General features: G+C 51.7%; 15 protein-coding genes. 7 read left to right on the forward strand and 8 right to left on the reverse strand.

What is annotated here, in order from left to right:
- Positions 1-347: 347 nt before the first annotated feature.
- Genes HEN21_RS04705 through tamA form a run of 3 tightly spaced genes read right to left on the reverse strand, consistent with a single transcriptional unit; the run spans position 348 to position 6,204 of the window.
- Positions 348-692 (reverse strand): gamma-glutamylcyclotransferase family protein, encoded by a 345-nt coding sequence (locus tag HEN21_RS04705; RefSeq protein WP_021551488.1) that lies wholly within the window; start codon positions 690-692, stop codon positions 348-350.
- Positions 693-694: 2 nt separating this feature from the next.
- Positions 695-4,474 (reverse strand): autotransporter assembly complex protein TamB, encoded by a 3,780-nt coding sequence (tamB, locus tag HEN21_RS04710; protein WP_176252766.1) that lies wholly within the window; start codon positions 4,472-4,474, stop codon positions 695-697.
- Positions 4,471-6,204, reverse strand: a complete 1,734-nt coding sequence (tamA, locus tag HEN21_RS04715) for an autotransporter assembly complex protein TamA (protein WP_001269289.1) — start codon at positions 6,202-6,204, stop codon at positions 4,471-4,473. Before tamA ends, tamB begins: the two co-directional genes overlap by 4 nt.
- Before the next feature lie 205 nt (positions 6,205-6,409).
- Here tamA and msrA point away from each other — a divergent pair, with 205 nt between their 5' ends.
- A complete protein-coding gene (gene msrA / locus HEN21_RS04720) occupies positions 6,410-7,048 on the forward strand; it encodes a peptide-methionine (S)-S-oxide reductase MsrA (RefSeq protein ID WP_016159990.1) in 639 nt (212 codons plus the stop codon).
- A gap of 187 nt (positions 7,049-7,235) precedes the next feature.
- Positions 7,236-8,579 (forward strand): hemolysin family protein, encoded by a 1,344-nt coding sequence (locus tag HEN21_RS04725; RefSeq protein ID WP_000935031.1) that lies wholly within the window; start codon positions 7,236-7,238, stop codon positions 8,577-8,579.
- Positions 8,580-8,638: 59 nt separating this feature from the next.
- Here HEN21_RS04725 and HEN21_RS04730 read toward each other — a convergent pair whose 3' ends face one another.
- Positions 8,639-8,845: a DUF1107 domain-containing protein gene (locus HEN21_RS04730; RefSeq protein WP_000689228.1), complete on the reverse strand. Its 207-nt coding sequence runs from the start codon at positions 8,843-8,845 to the stop codon at positions 8,639-8,641.
- Between the two features lie 324 nt (positions 8,846-9,169).
- On the opposite strand from HEN21_RS04730, the gene HEN21_RS04735 reads away from it, so the two are divergent.
- A complete protein-coding gene (locus HEN21_RS04735; RefSeq protein ID WP_000175264.1) occupies positions 9,170-9,727 on the forward strand; it encodes a YtfJ family protein in 558 nt (185 codons plus the stop codon).
- On the opposite strand, the gene cysQ is transcribed toward HEN21_RS04735, so the two are convergent.
- Positions 9,717-10,457 (reverse strand): 3'(2'),5'-bisphosphate nucleotidase CysQ, encoded by a 741-nt coding sequence (gene cysQ, locus HEN21_RS04740; protein ID WP_000893402.1) that lies wholly within the window; start codon positions 10,455-10,457, stop codon positions 9,717-9,719. The two genes, HEN21_RS04735 and cysQ, sit on opposite strands and share 11 nt — an antisense overlap.
- 170 nt (positions 10,458-10,627) lie before the next feature.
- Here cysQ and cpdB point away from each other — a divergent pair, with 170 nt between their 5' ends.
- On the forward strand, positions 10,628-12,571 hold the full coding sequence (cpdB, locus tag HEN21_RS04745) for a 2',3'-cyclic-nucleotide 2'-phosphodiesterase (protein WP_176252767.1): 1,944 nt from the start codon (positions 10,628-10,630) through the stop codon (positions 12,569-12,571).
- Positions 12,572-12,692: 121 nt separating this feature from the next.
- Here cpdB and HEN21_RS04750 read toward each other — a convergent pair whose 3' ends face one another.
- Entirely contained in the window at positions 12,693-13,073 is a 381-nt protein-coding gene (locus HEN21_RS04750; RefSeq protein WP_010355951.1) for a winged helix-turn-helix transcriptional regulator, read from the reverse strand.
- An 88-nt stretch (positions 13,074-13,161) separates the two neighbouring features.
- Between HEN21_RS04750 and qorB the strand changes: the two genes are divergently transcribed.
- The 3 genes from qorB (at position 13,162) to ytfE (ending at position 15,866) form a co-directional block, all read left to right on the forward strand.
- Positions 13,162-14,022: an NAD(P)H:quinone oxidoreductase gene (qorB, locus tag HEN21_RS04755; protein WP_000560594.1), complete on the forward strand. Its 861-nt coding sequence runs from the start codon at positions 13,162-13,164 to the stop codon at positions 14,020-14,022.
- 108 nt (positions 14,023-14,130) lie between these two features.
- The gene (locus tag HEN21_RS04760) at positions 14,131-15,096 is read left to right on the forward strand and encodes a DMT family transporter (protein ID WP_176252772.1); all 966 of its coding nucleotides are present in this window, start codon (positions 14,131-14,133) and stop codon (positions 15,094-15,096) included.
- Positions 15,097-15,203: 107 nt separating this feature from the next.
- A complete protein-coding gene (gene ytfE, locus HEN21_RS04765) occupies positions 15,204-15,866 on the forward strand; it encodes an iron-sulfur cluster repair protein YtfE (protein WP_016159984.1) in 663 nt (220 codons plus the stop codon).
- Positions 15,867-15,910: 44 nt separating this feature from the next.
- Here the strand turns inward: ytfE and cycA are convergent, their stop codons facing one another.
- Entirely contained in the window at positions 15,911-17,323 is a 1,413-nt protein-coding gene (gene cycA / locus HEN21_RS04770) for a D-serine/D-alanine/glycine transporter (RefSeq protein ID WP_105285663.1), read from the reverse strand.
- 308 nt (positions 17,324-17,631) lie between these two features.
- On the reverse strand, positions 17,632-18,252 hold the full coding sequence (fklB, locus tag HEN21_RS04775; protein WP_000211237.1) for an FKBP-type peptidyl-prolyl cis-trans isomerase: 621 nt from the start codon (positions 18,250-18,252) through the stop codon (positions 17,632-17,634).
- Positions 18,253-18,435: the final 183 nt, after the last annotated feature.

The raw sequence follows: 18,435 nt of genomic DNA on the forward strand, positions 1-18,435 counted from the left end.
CGGGCTTCGGTTAGTAAGGGTTTTTTTATGCCCGCAATATATAAACTATCTATTCCACTATCATTATTCTCAGCAGTTGAAAGGCTTGAACGGTAAGAACAAGCTAAACTCGACCACCATTTTGCTGTTCATAGCCACTTGCTGGAAGTTAGCCGACCTCACTCATACTCACCGTTCAAAGCGTGCCCCGGTTTTACCCCTGCGCATTTGTGAACGCCAGCAGAGTTTTTCATGCGTTAACAGATATGGAAAGCGGCTCGAAGAGAAAAGCAAAAGGTGGGGGAATTACAAAAAAGAATGCGAGATACCTCGAAAAAACAACGCCACCCGAAGGTGGCGTGTTTATATTATGACTTACCCCTGTCTAACCAGTCGCCGCTTTCAATCAGCGTTAATCCATCGACGGGTCGTTGATAAACGTACATCCATGCACTCCCGTACGGCGTCTGAATCAACTGGCGCGCGTATTCACCGCCCCTGGTGCGCAAGGCATCAAGTTCGGCCAGCGTGGCGTTGTCAATACGATAAACTTCACCGTGTACCGTTCCGTTTCCCGGAACTGCGCCTGGATAGTGGCCCAGGCTATACAACTGGTAGTTATCGATACTGAAATCGCCCAGCAACTGGGCATTGGTCATCCAGTGGCTGTTGCCTTGTTTGTGACGTAAACTGCCGTAGACAAATATTCGCATCGCTAAAACTCGAACTGATAGAGCAAATCCAGTGCCTGATCTACACCAGACACGGCTTCCAGATATAGCTTTGGCATCAGGCGATAACGTAACGTGAGTGTTGCTATAGAGTCAAATATCCCCACGCCGTATTTCACTTGTAGACCTGGTAATACATAGCCGCTGACCACCACCTGGGAGGAGTCGCCAACTCCCTCGGTGTCGAGAGCTAAATTACTTACGCCAAATGTCTCGCCGATTTTACCCACAATCTGACCACTTTGTGCAACCCCCAGACCAATCAGCATCGAGGTCATCGCCGCACTGTCGCTCTGATCGCTCTCCAGCCCTTGTCCACGCAACAAGTAAGACAACGCAGCCTGTTGCGACATCGCCGGGTCAGAGAAAATCTCCGCTTTCGGTTCATCCGCCAGTCCAGTGACGCGAACACCGGCGATTACGTCATCTTCTGTAGCATCCGGGTTACGAATTGCTTCGATATTAAGATACGGTTGATCCGGTGGACCAGAGAACAGCAACTCGCCTTTGCGAACGATCAGATCCTGACCATAGGCATGGAAGCGCCCTTCCGGTATGTTGATCTGTCCGTTCAGCCCCAGCCCCTGTTTGTCCTGTACGACATTGAGATCGCCCGTCAGCCGCGCTTTCAGACCAAAGGCATCAATGCGCACGTTGTTGCCGACGTGGACAATCAGGTTGCTGTTAATCGGAATCGACGCAGTTTTCGCCTCCTCCGGTTGCAGATTATCGTTGAGCATCACGACATCGCTGGAGACGCCCACCGCACTTTCTGGCAAATCATGCACCACAATGCGCGCCCACGGTACGTCAACGCGACCATCAAGGGTAAACAGGCTTGGTGTGGCTTCGAATACGACATCTGGCGACACATCCATGCGCACCATCGGCGGTACGGTGATCCGCACCTTACTGCCTTTTGCCGTTACCCGCGCGCGCCAGTTTTCAATCTGACTCCAGTCTGCATCCCCGTTCAGGTAAATGTCACCTTGCTGGGTTCGCACGGTGCCCGCAAGCGTCGAGCGCATACCGTTAAAGTTGACCGCAAGCTGGCTCGGCTGCATATCAAACGGCATAAAGTTGCCATCGATATCCACACCCGTAACCTGGAGCTGACCAAAAAGCTGCGGGCTTTGTACATCACCGCCCAGACGTAAATTAGCACTCACCATCCCCGCCGCTTTTTCGCCACGCGTAAAGATGGGGTTTACCATCGCGAGGTTAAAGTTGCGGATGTTGACGTTGCCACCGAGATTGCGGCGGCCTTGTGGATCGGTCACCTGCACCTGACCATCGAACTGACCATTATTAGTCAGGCGGATGGTCCAGCCCAGTTCGGCGCGGTTGTTACGCAACTCCGCCGTCAGATTCAGCGTCTGAAACGCCACCGGCAGCGCCGCATCGTTGACGGTTTGCGTCACCTGCACGTTACGCCCGGAAAGGGTGATGCTGCCCTGTGGCAGCCCCTCTTTGGTGGTGTCCCAGGCAACGTCCGCTTTCCCCGTGAAGATACCGCTTGCCTGAGTCGTTTCCGGCATAAACGGTTTCAGCATGGCCAGGTCGAAACGATTGAGATTCACCACCGCACGCCCTTCAGCCCCGGCATCAATGGTTTGCGGCACGCACAGTTCCGCGTTCGGGTTAAGCCAGCAGTGCGGCCCGATGCTGATTTTTTGCTCCTGATTGCGGTAATCCAGAGCTATATCGCGGGTCAGCGCCCACGGCCCGACTGGCGTCTGGAAGCGGGTATTACTCAGCGTTCCCTTCCAGCGTTCTTCTTTACGATCAAAGCTACCCGCCAGATTGAGCTGTCCGGAAACCGGCTCGCCCTGAATCCGCAGTTGTAGCTCGTGCTGCTTTTCGCTGCCTTTCGCATTCAGGGTAACGAGGTTGATATTCACATCCGGCTGCGAAACTTGCTCAACACGCACGTCGAGTTTACCCGCAATCTGATCGGTGGATTTTATATCGCCTTCCACGCGAACCTGCGCCACGGAGAGTTCCTGCCAGCGCAGGCTGCGCGCGGTGATATCCGCCAGCAACTGCGGTGCTTCCACCGTACCTCGAACCTTCACCAACCCTTTCGCTGTACCGCCCAGCCCTGGCAGCGCGTTATCCAGACCTGGCGCGTTGATCGTGGCATCAAGATTGAGATCTTTTACTCCCAGTTCGCCTTTCACTTCGGCACTGTTTGATCCCAGTTCCAGATGCAGACCTGGGATCATCCACTGCATATAACTGTTGCCTTTCAGCGTACCTTCAACGTTCACTTTGTTCTGTTTAACGTTACCGGTCAGCTTCAGCTCCGGCACGTCCATCTGCCAGGTGCCGCCGTACAGGCTGCCGCGCGTTTTGATCAAACCATTGAGTTTCGACGGCCAGTCCGGGAACTCTTTCACGGTGTTAATGCCGTTAAGCGTTAACTCACCACGCCAGCTAATTGCCTGCTGCCAGTCGAGCAACGCTTTCAACTCAGTTTTCCCTTCCAGCGCCGCGACGGTGAGTTTGTCGAGATTCACCTGCTGTTCATTACCTTTCGCGTCGAGGGTAATGGTGGCTGGCGGGATCTCCTGTCCCTTCACTGCCGTGCGCATAGAGAGCGTGTAATCGGTCATTTTGCCGGTGAGTTTCAGTTTCAGATCGTCCGCCTGATACTGCTTCTCGCCGGTAAACGGCCAGTAAAGCTGTTTGCTGTTCACTTCGACGTTAAGCGGCAGTCCAGCCTCCGCCAGCCGCGTCTGGGCACGCAGATCCATATCAACCGGACCGGAAAGGTTAACGCCAATCTCCAGTTGTTCGCGCAGCGCACCGCCTACTTTCAGCTTCACTTTTTCACCCTTCAACGGCTCCACGTTCAGTGTGCTGTTGAGGGTGATATCCACCGGCCAGTTACCGGACAGTTGCGCCGTACCGCTGGCGTTAACGATCCCCTGGTTGGAATCAATATCCAGCGCGTCCAGTTTGGTATTGCCGTCGATACTGCTCACTTTCAGCAGCATGGTGCGCACGGTAATGTCCGTATCGCCCGTCACGCGCAATTGCTCGCCCTTAAACTCTTCAATGTTCAGATTGAGCGGCAAATGCACGTCGGTCATTTCCGGCAATACCGGGCGAGAAAAGAGATCTTTCAGCGTTTCGCCGAGCGGCTTTTCATCCGGCTGCGGATTTTCAATTTTCGGTTCAACGACTTCTTCCTGCGCCACTTCCGCCACTTTCGGCAGGGCAATTAGCAGGCCTTTCAGCGATGTCGGTTTCAGGGTCAGGGTTTTCTCCTGCCAGTTCAGACCGGAGGTGAAGTCCATCACCGACACCGTAGTATCATCAATTTTGATATTGACGTTATCCAGCGCCACCCGCGTCAGGGTAATGGGATACGGCGTAGAGAGATCCAGCGGGCCGCTGTCTTCCTCTTCTTCAACCTGCTCTGAAGGGGGCATTTTTTTGCTGTCGATGTTGACCTGAATATCCTTCAGTGCCAAATCGTTAATGCAAATACTGCTGTCCCACAGGCACTCCAGCCCGACTGCCAGATGCAGATTACCCGCTTTAACCGCCACACCTGGCTGCTCATAACGAACGTCAGACAGAGTAAGGTCGCGCCAGCCGCCAGTCACCTTACCGATGTCCAGCCCTGGCACCCAGCGATCTGCCGCTTTAAATACCAGATGCAAACCACTGGTAGTGCCCACCAGAAATGCCACCGACCCCAGCAATAATAAGAGGACGACAACCACGCCGAGGCTGATTTTTTTCCATAAACTCATAATTCTGGCCCCAGACCGATGTAAAACTGTAAACCATGCTCGTCTTTGTCAGCGACCGGAACGGCGAAATCGAGCTTGATCGGCCCGACTGGTGATTCCCAGCGCACACCAACCCCGGTGCCGGTTTTAAAGTCACTGCGGCGAATATCGCTTACCGCTTCGCCGCTATCAACAAACACCGCCCCCCACCATTTTCCGGTCACGTTGTACTGGTACTCCAGCGATCCGGTTATCAGTTTTGATGCCCCTTTCAGGTCACCATTGGCGTATTTCGGGGCGATAGATTTGTATTTATAGCCACGAATGCTACGGTCGCCTCCGGCAAAGAAACGTAGATCAGGCGGCACTTTGTCGAAGTCACCCGTTTCAATCCAGCCCAACGTGCCGCGCGTGACAAAACGATGGCGATCGTAGAGTGTGCGTATCCAGACGTTCTGCGCCTGAAACACAGAGAAATCGACGTCCGAGCCCCAGGCCGTATTTGAGTAGTCGATTGAGTAGCGTTGCGAGTCGCCCCAGGTCGGCATCAGGCCACCACGTGAACGCGTGCGGCTAATCATCACACCTGGATAAAACAGCATCGTGGTGTTGGTAATTTCACCCTGGGTAAAGTGGTCAAGACTCCAGCGTAAGTTAATGGCGCGCTGCCAGCCGCTGGAGAGATCCCAATAACGGGAGGCCACCAGAGTTGTAGAATCGGATTCAGTATCGTTTAGATCGGTGCGCTTAAAACCGCCCTGTACCAGATAATATTGTTCCAGCGGGTTCTTAAGCAGCGGCATTTTATAGCTAAAATCGAGGGTCTGTTCCGGTGCAGAAATACTTGTGCTGGTGGTCAGGCTGTGACCGTAAGAGTTCATCCACGGCTTTTTCCACGTGGCTTTGACACGTGGACCAACGTCCGTTGAGTACCCGACACCGGTTTCAATCGTGTTTTCCGTGCGCGGCGAAACGACGCCGGTAAGCGGCAATACTTTTGTTTCTCGCGCTTTATCAAACTGCGGTGCAACCACCACCGAGTTAAACCAACCAGTGGCGGAGAGACGGCGGTTCAGCTCTGCCAGGTCTTTTGACTCGTATTCATCACCTTCTTTAAACGGAACAAGGTTTTGCAGATACTCATCGCGGATCTGTGAGCCTTCGAAGGTCACATGCCCAAAGCGGTAGCGTTCGCCACTGTTGTAGTCAATATCCCAGTAGGCTTTATGCAAGCCAAGTGCAATACCCAACTGGGCTTTGGTAAATTCACTATCGAAATAGCCTTTGCGCAACGCGATGCTGGTTAAGGACTTTTTGAAATTTTCGTAGTCGCCCTGATTCAGCACCGTGCCTATAGCCGGGCGAGTATCGAGCAACTTCAAATAGTCTTTATCGGTCCGTGCTCCACCGCGCAGCACAACATCGGTGCCGCCAATCAAAACGGGCACGCCGGGCGTGACTTTGGCGATCAAAACCTGTCGCCCTTTCTTTGGCGGTGGGCGAAGATCAAATTCAATGGTCGGCTGGTAATAGCCCAGCGCCTTCAGGCCTTCGCGGATGGCATCATCGACACGCGCGCGAAATCGCCGGTCTGGCGTCACTTCATCACTTTCAATCGTAGAAAGCTGTGCACGAACATTTTTTTCCAGCTGCCCTGATAACCCTTCGACCTGTAGACGGACGTTCGCGGCGATAGCAGAACCACCAAAACAGAGTAAGCTTACACAACATAACTGTCGGATATAGCGCACATTTTCTCCTGAATATCCTTTGTTCCTGCCCCTGGAACCCCGTTAAACGGCTTAACAAAAAACCAGCAATATGGATTTAAAAGCAGACTAAATCCAAAATATTTCTTATGTTTTACTTTATACACATTCACGAGAGTTATTGTGTGCAAATACGTCTCTTGTTACAACCTAAACCCCAAAGACCGATTTTCGGGAGAGCGATACCATGAGTTTATTTGATAAAAAGCATCTGGTTTCCCCCGCCGATGCCCTTCCTGGACGTAATACCCCGATGCCCGTAGCCACGTTGAATGCAGTCAATGGTCACTCAATGACAAATGTGCCTGACGGAATGGAAATCGCCATTTTTGCTATGGGCTGTTTCTGGGGCGTGGAACGCCTTTTCTGGCAACTTCCCGGCGTTTACAGCACCGCCGCAGGTTATACCGGCGGTTACACGCCAAACCCGACTTATCGGGAAGTGTGTTCTGGTGATACCGGCCACGCCGAAGCGGTACGCGTGGTTTACGATCCGTCAGTGATCAGCTACGAACAACTGTTACAAGTATTTTGGGAGAATCACGATCCCGCACAAGGGATGCGTCAGGGCAATGACCATGGCACGCAGTATCGTTCCGCGATTTATCCGCTAACACCAGAACAGGATGCTGCCGCCCGCGCCAGTCTGGAACGTTTTCAGGCCGCGATGCTTGCCGCCGATGACGATCGTCAAATAACCACCGAGATCGCCAACGCGACACCGTTTTATTATGCCGAAGATGACCACCAGCAATATCTGCATAAAAACCCGTATGGTTATTGCGGAATTGGTGGGATCGGCGTTTGCCTGCCGCCTGAAGCGTAGCAATAAAAGGCAGAACTAAAGCGAAATGAAGCAAAAATTTAACCCTCTGGCGACTTTACAGTACCTTACGCTATACTAGCCACTGAAAATGTCGGTTCACTCTCTTCGAGCCGGCTTTCAATGTGTATTTCGCACAAATTAATCAACTTCCCCTTCCGAGGATCTGACCTGAACGGTCGGATAAGATATGTTAAACAGTATTTTAGTCATACTCTGCTTGATCGCTGTGAGTGCGTTCTTCTCGATATCCGAGATCTCGCTTGCCGCCTCACGCAAAATCAAACTTAAACTGCTGGCTGATGAAGGCAATATAAACGCCCAGCGCGTTCTGGATATGCAGGAAAATCCCGGCATGTTCTTTACCGTGGTGCAAATTGGTCTGAACGCGGTGGCAATACTCGGCGGTATCGTCGGTGATGCGGCGTTCTCTCCGGCTTTTAATAGCCTGTTCTCCCGCTATATATCGGCGGAACTCTCTGAGCAACTGAGCTTTATTCTCTCTTTCTCGTTAGTGACTGGCATGTTTATTCTGTTTGCGGATTTAACCCCGAAACGCATCGGTATGATTGCGCCAGAAGCTGTGGCTTTGCGTATCATCAACCCGATGCGCTTCTGCCTGTTCGTCTGCACCCCTCTGGTGTGGTTTTTCAACGGCCTGGCGAACATGATCTTCCGTATCTTTAAATTGCCAATGGTACGTAAAGATGACATCACATCTGATGACATCTACGCAGTAGTGGAGGCCGGTGCACTGGCTGGTGTATTGCGTAAACAGGAACACGAACTGATCGAAAACGTGTTTGAACTGGAATCCCGTACCGTGCCGTCTTCCATGACGCCGCGTGAAAACGTGATTTGGTTCGATCTCCATGAAGATGAGCAAAGCCTGAAGAATAAAGTGGCGGAGCATCCGCACTCGAAATTCCTCGTCTGTAATGAAGATATCGATCACATTATCGGTTATGTCGATTCAAAAGATCTGCTGAACCGCGTGCTGGCCAATCAAAGCCTGGCACTGAACAGCGGCGTGCAAATTCGCAATACGCTGATCGTGCCTGATACGCTGACCCTCTCTGAGGCGCTGGAAAGTTTTAAGGCTGCGGGTGAAGACTTTGCGGTAATCATGAACGAGTACGCACTGGTGGTGGGAATCATCACCCTCAACGACGTGATGACCACGTTGATGGGCGATCTGGTTGGTCAGGGACTGGAAGAACAGATTGTAGCGCGTGATGAGAACTCATGGCTAATCGATGGCGGTACGCCGATTGACGACGTGATGCGCGTGCTGGATATCGACGAGTTCCCGCAGTCGGGCAACTACGAAACCATCGGCGGCTTTATGATGTTTATGTTGCGTAAGATCCCGAAACGCACTGATTCGGTGAAGTTCTCCGGTTACAAATTTGAAGTGGTGGACATTGATAACTACCGCATCGACCAGCTACTGGTTACGCGAATCGACAGTAAAGCCACCGCCCTTTCGCCAAAACTGCCTGACGCCAAAGATAAAGAAGAAAGCGTCGCATAACCCCAGAAACATCAACGGCTCCTGAATCAGGAGCCGTCTTATTACTGCATAGCACTTGGTTAAGCCATCTCTGTTTGCAGACGCATAACCTGACGGTTAACTTCGGACATCACTGACAAATGCAGTTTATCCTTCACTTTTGGGATAAGAATCTTACCCTTATCAAATTCAAAAGCGCCAACGTCCTTGATGTATAACCGTCCACGGAACAGGATCTTCACGTACTTCGCCACCTGAAGTGGGTTGTACCGTTGGAAAATTTTCATTGTTGTCTCCTGCTGAGTATTACGCCTTTGCGGTGCCACAATCGGCCCAACTATTATGAGGCGCAAATTTTAATGCCTAATGACTATAGACTATCGGGGTAATGTTTCCAGCGTGTATAAATTTTTTTACCCTACTGTTACAATTATTCAGAATTATCTTTTCGCCTAACCACAATCTTCAGTATAAACATTCATTTTTCATATGATTTGTGCGCTTGTCCGCAAACTGGCACCGCACTTGCGGGAAATTCGATAAATAGCACATATGATTAAAAGCCAGACCCAAGTGGTCGGATCACTTGCATACGATAAGAAGGAAACACTATGACCCTACGCAAGATCCTCGCGCTGACTTGCTTGCTACTGCCGATGATGGCCTCCGCGCATAAATTCGAAACTGGTCAGCGCGTACCGCCGATTGGTATTACCGATCGTGGCGAGTTGGTGTTTGATAAAGATCAGTTTAGCTACAAAACCTGGAACAGTGCGCAGTTAGCGGGAAAAGTGCGAGTACTGCAACATATTGCCGGTCGCACCTCCGCAAAAGAGAAAAATGCGACGCTGATTGAAGCAATTAAATCGGCGAAATTGCCGCACGATCGCTACCAGACGACCACCATAGTCAACACCGACGACGCCATCCCCGGTTCCGGTATGTTTGTGCGCAGCAGTCTGGAGAGCAATAAAAAGCTCTATCCGTGGTCGCAGTTTATTGTCGACAGCAATGGCGTCGCGCGCGGAGCCTGGCAACTGGATGAAGAGAGTTCCGCCATTGCAGTGCTGGATAAAGACGGTCGCGTGCAATGGGCGAAGGACGGGGCGTTAACCCAGCAAGAAGTGCAGCAAGTCATGGACTTGCTGCATAAATTGCTTAATAAATAGAAACCCGGAATCCAGGATTCAGGAACGATTCGCGCGGAGTATAATCCAGCGGCTTGCCCTGCCAGTCGTGAACGTGTGCTCCGGCAGCTGCAGCCACGGCATGGCCGGCAGCGGTATCCCAAATATTCGTCGGCCCGAAACGCGGGTAGAGCTGCGCCTGACCTTCCGCCACCAGGCAGAATTTCAATGAAGAGCCGATGGATGTCGTCTGGTGTTCACCAAGCTGTTGCAGATACTCTTTCAGCTCAGCATCCGCATGGGAACGGCTGATGACCACCAGCGGCGGACGGGCGTCGCGTACCTGAATCTGCTTGCGCACGCCGCACTCTTCTTTCCAGGCTTTGCCTTCCGCCGCGCTGTACATTACGTTCATTACCGGCGCATACACCACACCTAATACCGGTTTGCCTTTGTCGATCAGCGCAATGTTAACGGTAAATTCACCATTTCGTTTAATAAACTCTTTGGTGCCGTCCAGCGGATCTACCAGCCAATAACGTTGCCAGTGCTGGCGGACTTCCCAACCGGGAGGATCTTCTTCGGAAAGAACCGGAATATCCGGCGTCAGGGTACGTAAACCGTCCATGATTACGGTGTGCGCGGCAATGTCCGCCGCCGTCACCGGAGAGTTATCCGCTTTGCTGACGACGTCCATCGGTTTCGTCCCGTCGTAGACCTGCATAATGGCATCGCCCGCATTCCGTGCGAGTTGACATACTTGTTCTAACATTCTCCACCTCTTTTGTTTCAGTGGTGTTAACTTGTTGTTTTACTTATACCCTATCGTTACAGAATCCGCCAACTGTGATGGCGTCATCGTTTCCTGATTTATTATTTATGGCATCCTTCACGCTCCGTATGAAAGACGTCTCATCTTCTTGTTCATAAAAGGATGCCCAGATGGTTAAGTTTAGTGCAACGCTTCTTGCTACGCTGATTGCCGCCAGTGTGAATGCGGCAACAGTCGATCTCCGCATAATGGAAACCTCTGATTTGCATAGCAACATGATGGATTTCGATTATTACAAAGATACATCCACAGAAAAATTTGGACTGGTACGTACCGCGAGCCTGATTAATGACGCGCGCAACGAAGTGAAAAATAGCGTACTGGTCGATAACGGTGACCTGCTCCAGGGTAGCCCGCTGGCAGATTACATGTCGGCGAAAGGATTAAAAGCAGGTGATGTTCATCCGGTCTATAAGGCGCTGAATACGCTGGATTATACCGTTGGCACACTCGGCAATCATGAATTTAACTACGGTCTGGATTATCTGAAAAATGCGCTGGCTGGAGCAAAATTCCCCTATGTGAATGCCAACGTCATCGACGCTAAAACCAAACAGCCGATGTTTACACCGTATTTAATTAAAGACACCGAAGTGGTCGATAAAGACGGCAATAAACAGACGCTTAAGATTGGCTACATCGGTGTTGTACCACCACAGATCATGGGATGGGATAAAGCCAATTTATCCGGCAAAGTCACCGTTAACGATATAACGGAAACTGTGCGCAAGTACGTGCCGGAAATGCGCGAGAAAGGTGCCGATGTTGTTGTCGTTCTGGCGCACTCTGGCTTGTCTGCTGATCCGTATAAAGTGATGGCGGAAAACTCAGTTTATTATCTCAGTGAAATTCCGGGCGTTGACGCCATTATGTTTGGTCATGCTCACGCCGTTTTCCCGAGTAAAGATTTTGCTGATATCAAAGGCGTAGATATCGCCAAAGGCACGATTAACGGTGTTCCAGCAGTGATGCCTGGCATGTGGGGCGATCATCTCGGCGTGGTTGATCTGCAACTCGATAATGACAGCGGAAAATGGCAGGTGACGCAGGCGAAAGCGGAAGCACGCCCGATTTACGACATCGCCAATAAAAAATCCCTTGCGGCGGAAGATAGCAAACTGGTCGATACGCTTAAAGCCGATCACAACGCCACACGCCAGTTTGTCAGCAAGCCGATTGGAAAATCTGCCGACAATATGTATAGCTATCTGGCGCTGGTGCAGGACGATCCGACCGTGCAGGTGGTGAACAACGCACAAAAAGCGTATGTCGAACATTACATCCAGGGCGATCCCGATCTGGCAAAACTGCCGGTGCTCTCTGCTGCTGCGCCGTTTAAAGTTGGCGGTCGCAAAAACGACCCAGCCAGCTATGTTGAAGTGGAAAAAGGCCAGCTTACCTTCCGCAACGCCGCCGATCTCTATCTCTACCCCAATACGCTGATCGTGGTGAAAGCCAGCGGTAAAGAGGTGAAAGAGTGGCTGGAGTGCTCTGCCGGACAGTTTAATCAGATTGACCCCAACAGCACGAAACCACAGTCACTCATCAACTGGGATGGTTTCCGCACCTATAACTTTGATGTTATTGATGGCGTGAATTACCAGATTGACGTCACCCAGCCCGCCCGCTATGACGGCGAATGTCAGGTGGTTAATGCTAATGCGGAAAGGATTAAGAACCTGACCTTTAATGGCAAACCGATTGATCCGAATGCCATGTTCCTCGTTGCCACCAATAACTATCGCGCTTACGGCGGCAAATTTGCCGGTACGGGTGACAGCCATATTGCTTTTGCTTCACCGGATGAAAACCGCTCGGTGCTGGCAGCGTGGATCGCAGAAGAGTCGAAGCGTGCGGGGGAAATTCACCCGGCGGCAGATAACAACTGGCGTTTGGCACCGATCCCCGGCGATAAGAAACTGGATATCCGTTTCGAAACTTCTCCGACAGATAAAGCCACTGCGTTTATTAAAGAGAAAGGGCAATATCCGATGAAAAAAGTCGCGACCGATGATATCGGATTTGCGATTTATCAGGTGGATTTGAGTCAGTAATAGACATCTTTTTCGGCCTACAAATCGCATCCGGCACTTATTGGCGGATGCGATGCTGACGTATCTTATCCGCCCTACAAGTCATGAAGCGCAGGGTGGATAAGCGCAGCGCATCCGGCAGTTATGCCGCACGTTCATCCCGCACCGCCAGCACCTCTGGCAGATGAATCTCAATCCAGTCCGCCAGCGCAGCAACCTTTTCACTCACCTGCTCGCCCAGCGGCGTGAGGCTATATTCCACATGTGGCGGCACCACCGGATACGAGATACGGTTAAGAAACCCATCCTGTTCCAGCGCCTGTAACGACTGCGCAAGCATCTTTTCACTCACCCCGCCCATTTTACGGCGCAGGTCGCTAAAACGATGAGTGCCTTCGCGTAGCGCCACCAGAATCAATACTCCCCAACGGCTGGTGACGTGTTTCAGCACCTCGCGCGACGGGCACTGTTCAGCGAAGAGATTTCCCTCTTTCAGTTGTTGCGACAGACTAACCTGACTCATTTCACACTTACCTTTTTGTACGTACTTACTAAAAGTAAGTTTAGGTGGTAGCGTATTTAAACACAAGACAAAACGATGGAGACTTCCCATGATCGCTATTACCGGCGCAACCGGCCAACTTGGTCACTATGTTATTGAGTCCCTGGTGAAAACCGTCCCTGCCAGCCAAATAGTGGCTATCGCACGTAATCCGGCAAAAGCTCAGGCATTGAGCGCGCAAGGCATTACCGTGCGTCAGGCTGACTACGGCGATGAAGCCGCACTGACATCTGCGCTACAGGGCGTGGAAAAACTGCTGCTGATCTCTTCCAGCGAAGTGGGTCAACGTGCCCCGCAGCATCGTAATGTTATTAATGCCGCAAAGGCGGCTGGCGTGAAATTTATTGCGTACACCAGTCTGCTGCACGCAGATAAATCTCCGCTCGGCCTGGCTGCTGAGCATATCGAGACGGAGAAAATGCTGGCTAATTCTGGCATCGCTTATACCCTGCTGCGCAACGGCTGGTATACCGAGAACTACCTCGCCAGCGCCCCGGCAGCACTGGAGCACGGCGTATTCATCGGTGCGGCGGGCGATGGCAAAATTGCCTCAGCAACGCGGGTAGATTATGCAGCCGCTGCCGCGCGCGTGATTAGCGAAGCCGGTCACGAAGGCAAGGTTTACGAACTGGCGGGCGATAGTGCCTGGACGTTGACACAGTTAGCGGCAGAGCTGACCAAACAGAGCGGCAAGCCGGTTACCTACCAGAACCTGAGCGAAGCCGATTTCGCCACTGCGCTGAAAGGCGTTGGTCTTCCTGTCGGACTGGCGGACATGCTGGCTGATTCTGACGTTGGCGCATCGAAAGGTGGTCTGTTTGATGACAGCAAAACGCTGAGCAAATTGATTGGTCGCCCAACGACAACGTTAGCCGAAAGCGTAAGCAATCTTTTTAATGTTAATAACTAGTTAATTAAAGTGGCATCCTCCCGCATCCTCTCTGATAATGACGGGATGCCGGGAGCAACCATGTCTGCTTCCTGAACATTTCTTCTGACAGACCAGTGGATGCCAGTGATGATTAGCGGCGTGCTGTACGCCCTGCTAGCAGGGTTGATGTGGGGGCTTATTTTTGTCGGGCCGTTGATCGTGCCGGAATACCCGGCGATGTTGCAGTCGATGGGGCGTTATCTGGCGTTAGGGTTAATTGCGCTACCCATTGCCTGGCTGGGGCGCGTGCGTCTGCGTCAGTTGGCGCGTCGCGATTGGTTTACCGCCTTGATGCTCACCATGATGGGCAACCTGATTTATTATTTTTGCCTTGCCAGTGCCATTCAACGTACCGGCGCGCCTGTTTCCACGATGATTATCGGCACCCTGCCGGTGGTTATTCCTGTCTTCGCCAATCTGCTTTATAGCCAGCGCGACGGCAAACTCGCATGGGGAAAACTCGCTCCGGCGCTGGTTTGTATTGGCATCGGCCTGGCGTGTGTGAATATTGCTGAGTTAAACCACGGGCTCCCCAATTTTGACTGGGCACGTTATACCTCGGGTATCGTGCTGGCGTTAGTTTCCGTGGTCTGCTGGGCGTGGTATGCCCTACGCAACGCCCGCTGGCTGCGGGAAAACCCAGACAAACATCCAATGATGTGGGCGACGGCGCAGGCGCTGGTCACGCTGCCGGTTTCTCTCATCGGCTATCTCGTCGCCTGTTACTGGCTGAATATACAAACGCCGGACTTCTCCTTACCTTTTGGCCCCCGTCCGCTGGTGTTTATTAGTCTGATGGTTGCGATAGCCGTGCTTTGCTCATGGGTTGGCGCACTCTGCTGGAACGTCGCCAGCCAGCGATTACCGACAGTGATTCTCGGGCCGCTGATTGTTTTCGAAACGCTGGCAGGTTTGCTGTACACCTTTTTACTCCGCCAGCAAATGCCGCCGCTAATGACGCTGAGCGGTATCGCGCTGTTAGTAATTGGCGTGGTCATTGCGGTCAGAGCAAAACCAGAAAAACCTTTAACTGAATCTGTCTCAGAAAGTTGACATGCTGGCTGTGAGTTAAATAAGCCTCTGCTACGTAAGGGTTATAGCTTTTGCCTTAAAGATGCATTTAAAATACATCTTATCTTATTAAGAATGAGGTATCAGCTATGGCTTATCGCGACCAACCTTTAGGTGAACTGGCGCTCTCTATTCCTCGCGCTTCGGCTCTGTTTCGTAAATATGATATGGATTACTGCTGCGGCGGTAAGCAGACGCTGGCGCGCGCGGCGGCACGTAAGGAGCTGGATGTTGACGCCATTGAAGCCGAACTGGCAAAGCTTGCTGAACAACCGATTGAGAAAGACTGGCGTAGCGCGCCGCTGGCGGAAATCATCGACCATATCATCGTGCGCTACCACGATCGTCACCGCGAGCAACTGCCGGAGCTGATTCTGCAAGCGACTAAAGTCGAGCGCGTTCACGCCGACAAACCGAGCGTGCCAAAAGGGCTGACAAAATACCTGACCATGCTGCATGAAGAGCTTTCCAGCCACATGATGAAAGAAGAGCAGATCCTCTTCCCGATGATCAAACAAGGCATGGGCAGCCAGGCAATGGGGCCAATCAGCGTAATGGAAAGCGAGCACGATGAAGCGGGCGAACTGCTGGAAGTGATCAAACACACTACCAATAACGTCACACCGCCGCCAGAAGCCTGCACCACCTGGAAAGCGATGTATAACGGCATTAATGAACTGATTGATGACCTGATGGAGCACATCAGTCTGGAAAACAATGTGCTGTTCCCACGCGCACTGGCGGGTGAGTGATCTAAAAGCTGGATGGCATTGCGCCATCCAGCATGATAGTGCGGCTATTTCCGCAGTTCAGCAGCCCGCTTCTTACCAATAAACAGCCAGCCCAGCCCCAGTACAATAAACCACAACGGGGTAACCAGCAGCGCCTGGCGGGTGTCATCTTCCAGCGTCAGCAGCACGATGACGAATACAAAGAATGCCATACATACCCAGCACATCAGTTTGCCGAGCGGCATCTTGTAGATCGACTTCTCATGCAGGTGCGGACGTTGTTTGCGGTACACCAGGTACGAACAAAGGATAATCGTCCAGACGAACATAAACAGAATCGCGGAAACTGTAGTGATCATCGTGAACGCGCCAATCACGCTTGGATTCACATACAACATCACCACGCCGCCGAGCAGACAGATGCAGGAGAAGGTCAGCCCTTTCGCTGGTACTGCGCGTTTAGAGAGTTTAGCGAACGCTTTCGGCGCGACGCCTTCCTGTGCCAGACCAAACAACATACGGCTGGTAGAAAATACGCCACTGTTAGCAGAAGAAGCCGCAGAGGTCAGCACCACAAAGTTAATCACGCTTGCCGCCGCAGGCAGCCCCACCAGCACAAACAGTTCAACAAATGGGCTTTTCTCCGCGACCACAGAACTCCACGGCGTCACGGACATAATTACAATCAGCGCGAAGACGTAGAACATAATGATGCGGATCGGAATAGAGTTAATTGCGCGTGGCAGTGATTTCTCCGGATCTTTGGTTTCCGCAGCTGTTGTACCTACCAGCTCAATCCCCACGAAAGCGAAAACCGCTATCTGGAATCCGGCAAAGAAGCCACTTAAACCTTTCGGGAACCAGCCGCCGTCATTCCACAAATGCGCGAACGACGCTTCCACACCGGTCGGAGACTGGAAGTGCATCATCACCATGATCAGACCAACGACAATCAGCGACACGATGGCGACGATTTTGATCATCGCAAACCAGAACTCCATCTCACCGAACATTTTTACCGTGGCGAGGTTTAGAACCAGTAACAGAATGATCACGGATAACGAAGCAACCCAGTCAGAAAGCCCCGGGAACCAGAACTGCGCATAAGCGGTAATAGCGACAACATCCGCCATACCAGTAACTACCCAACAGAACCAATAAGTCCAGCCGGTGAAATATCCTGCCCACGGTCCCAATAAATCGGAAGCGAAGTCACTAAAAGATTTATATTCCAGATTCGAAAGCAGCAATTCCCCCATTGCCCGCATCACGAAAAAGAGCATAAAACCGATGATCATATAAACGAAAATGATCGACGGCCCGGCAAGACTAATTGTTTTACCGGAACCCATAAACAACCCTGTACCTATGGCACCGCCAATGGCAATAAGCTGAATATGTCGGTTTGTGAGATTGCGCCGTAGCGACTGTTCAGCCGGAGCCTGATCATCGGCAACGACTTTTACCTGATCTACCATGTTTTTTTCTTCCTGTACCTGTCTGTGTTGTTCAGGCTCTGCGGCCTTTAGTCAGTCTATGATACGACGAATCTGTATCGGGACTCATCGATATTAGGTAACAATACGCGGGATGAATACTAAGATTTAGATTTAATGTTAATTTAATGTTTAAAGTGAGTGTCATATCACGGTGATAACGCGAAACAGCTCACAAAAATACACGCTTACGTGGTCTTTGCAACACAAAATAGCGTCGTTTGGCAAACTGAAGGTTTTATTGCTGAATGCCTGCTCCCCTCTGGCTCGAGGGGAACAGAATGCGCTGCTTAGAGGATTTCCAGCAGTTCGACTTCAAACACCAGGGTGCTGAACGGAGGGATGGACGCGCCTGCGCCACGCTCGCCATAAGCCAGTTCCTGCGGAATGGTCAGTTCCCATTTAGAACCTACCGGCATCAGAGTCAGTGCTTCAATCCAGCCAGGGATCACGCCGTTAACCGGGAATTCAGCCGGTTCACCACGGGCAACGGAGCTGTCAAATACAGTACCGTCGATCAGTTTACCGGTGTAATGAACGCGAACGCGGTCGGTACGCGCAGGAATTGCGCCTTCGCCCTGATTGATCACGCGGAATTGCAGGCCAGATTCGGTGCTGTTCACGCCCTCTTTTTTGGCGTTTTCTTCGAGGTATTTCACACCTTCGGCAGCCATCGCCTGGAAACGCTGACGACGAACGGCATCAGCACGTTCGTGAATTTCACGCAGCGCGCGGTGCACCACATCAACCGGAACAGCCGGATGTTTACCTTCCAGCGCATCGGCAATGCCCGCAACCAGTGCTTCTGGCAGCAGCCCTTGCAGACCAGATTCACTCAGTTGTTGCCCTACCTGCAAACCAATACCGTAGCTTGCTTGCGCTTCGATGGTATCAAAAGTTGGAGTGGTCATCGTATTTCCTTTCTTCGGGTATAAAGTAGCGGCAGCATATCAGCCACACTTCCTTGGGTAAAACTTTGTCGCGGGAATGATGACAAATCACGGGGAAAAAGAAACAATAGCAATATCCCGTATGAATATAATAAAGGCGGGTTTACCACGGACATCATAGCGTTAGCTTATTCATAGGCTATG

Source organism: Escherichia sp. 93.1518 (assembly GCF_013368915.2).
Taxonomy (GTDB): domain Bacteria; phylum Pseudomonadota; class Gammaproteobacteria; order Enterobacterales; family Enterobacteriaceae; genus Escherichia; species Escherichia ruysiae.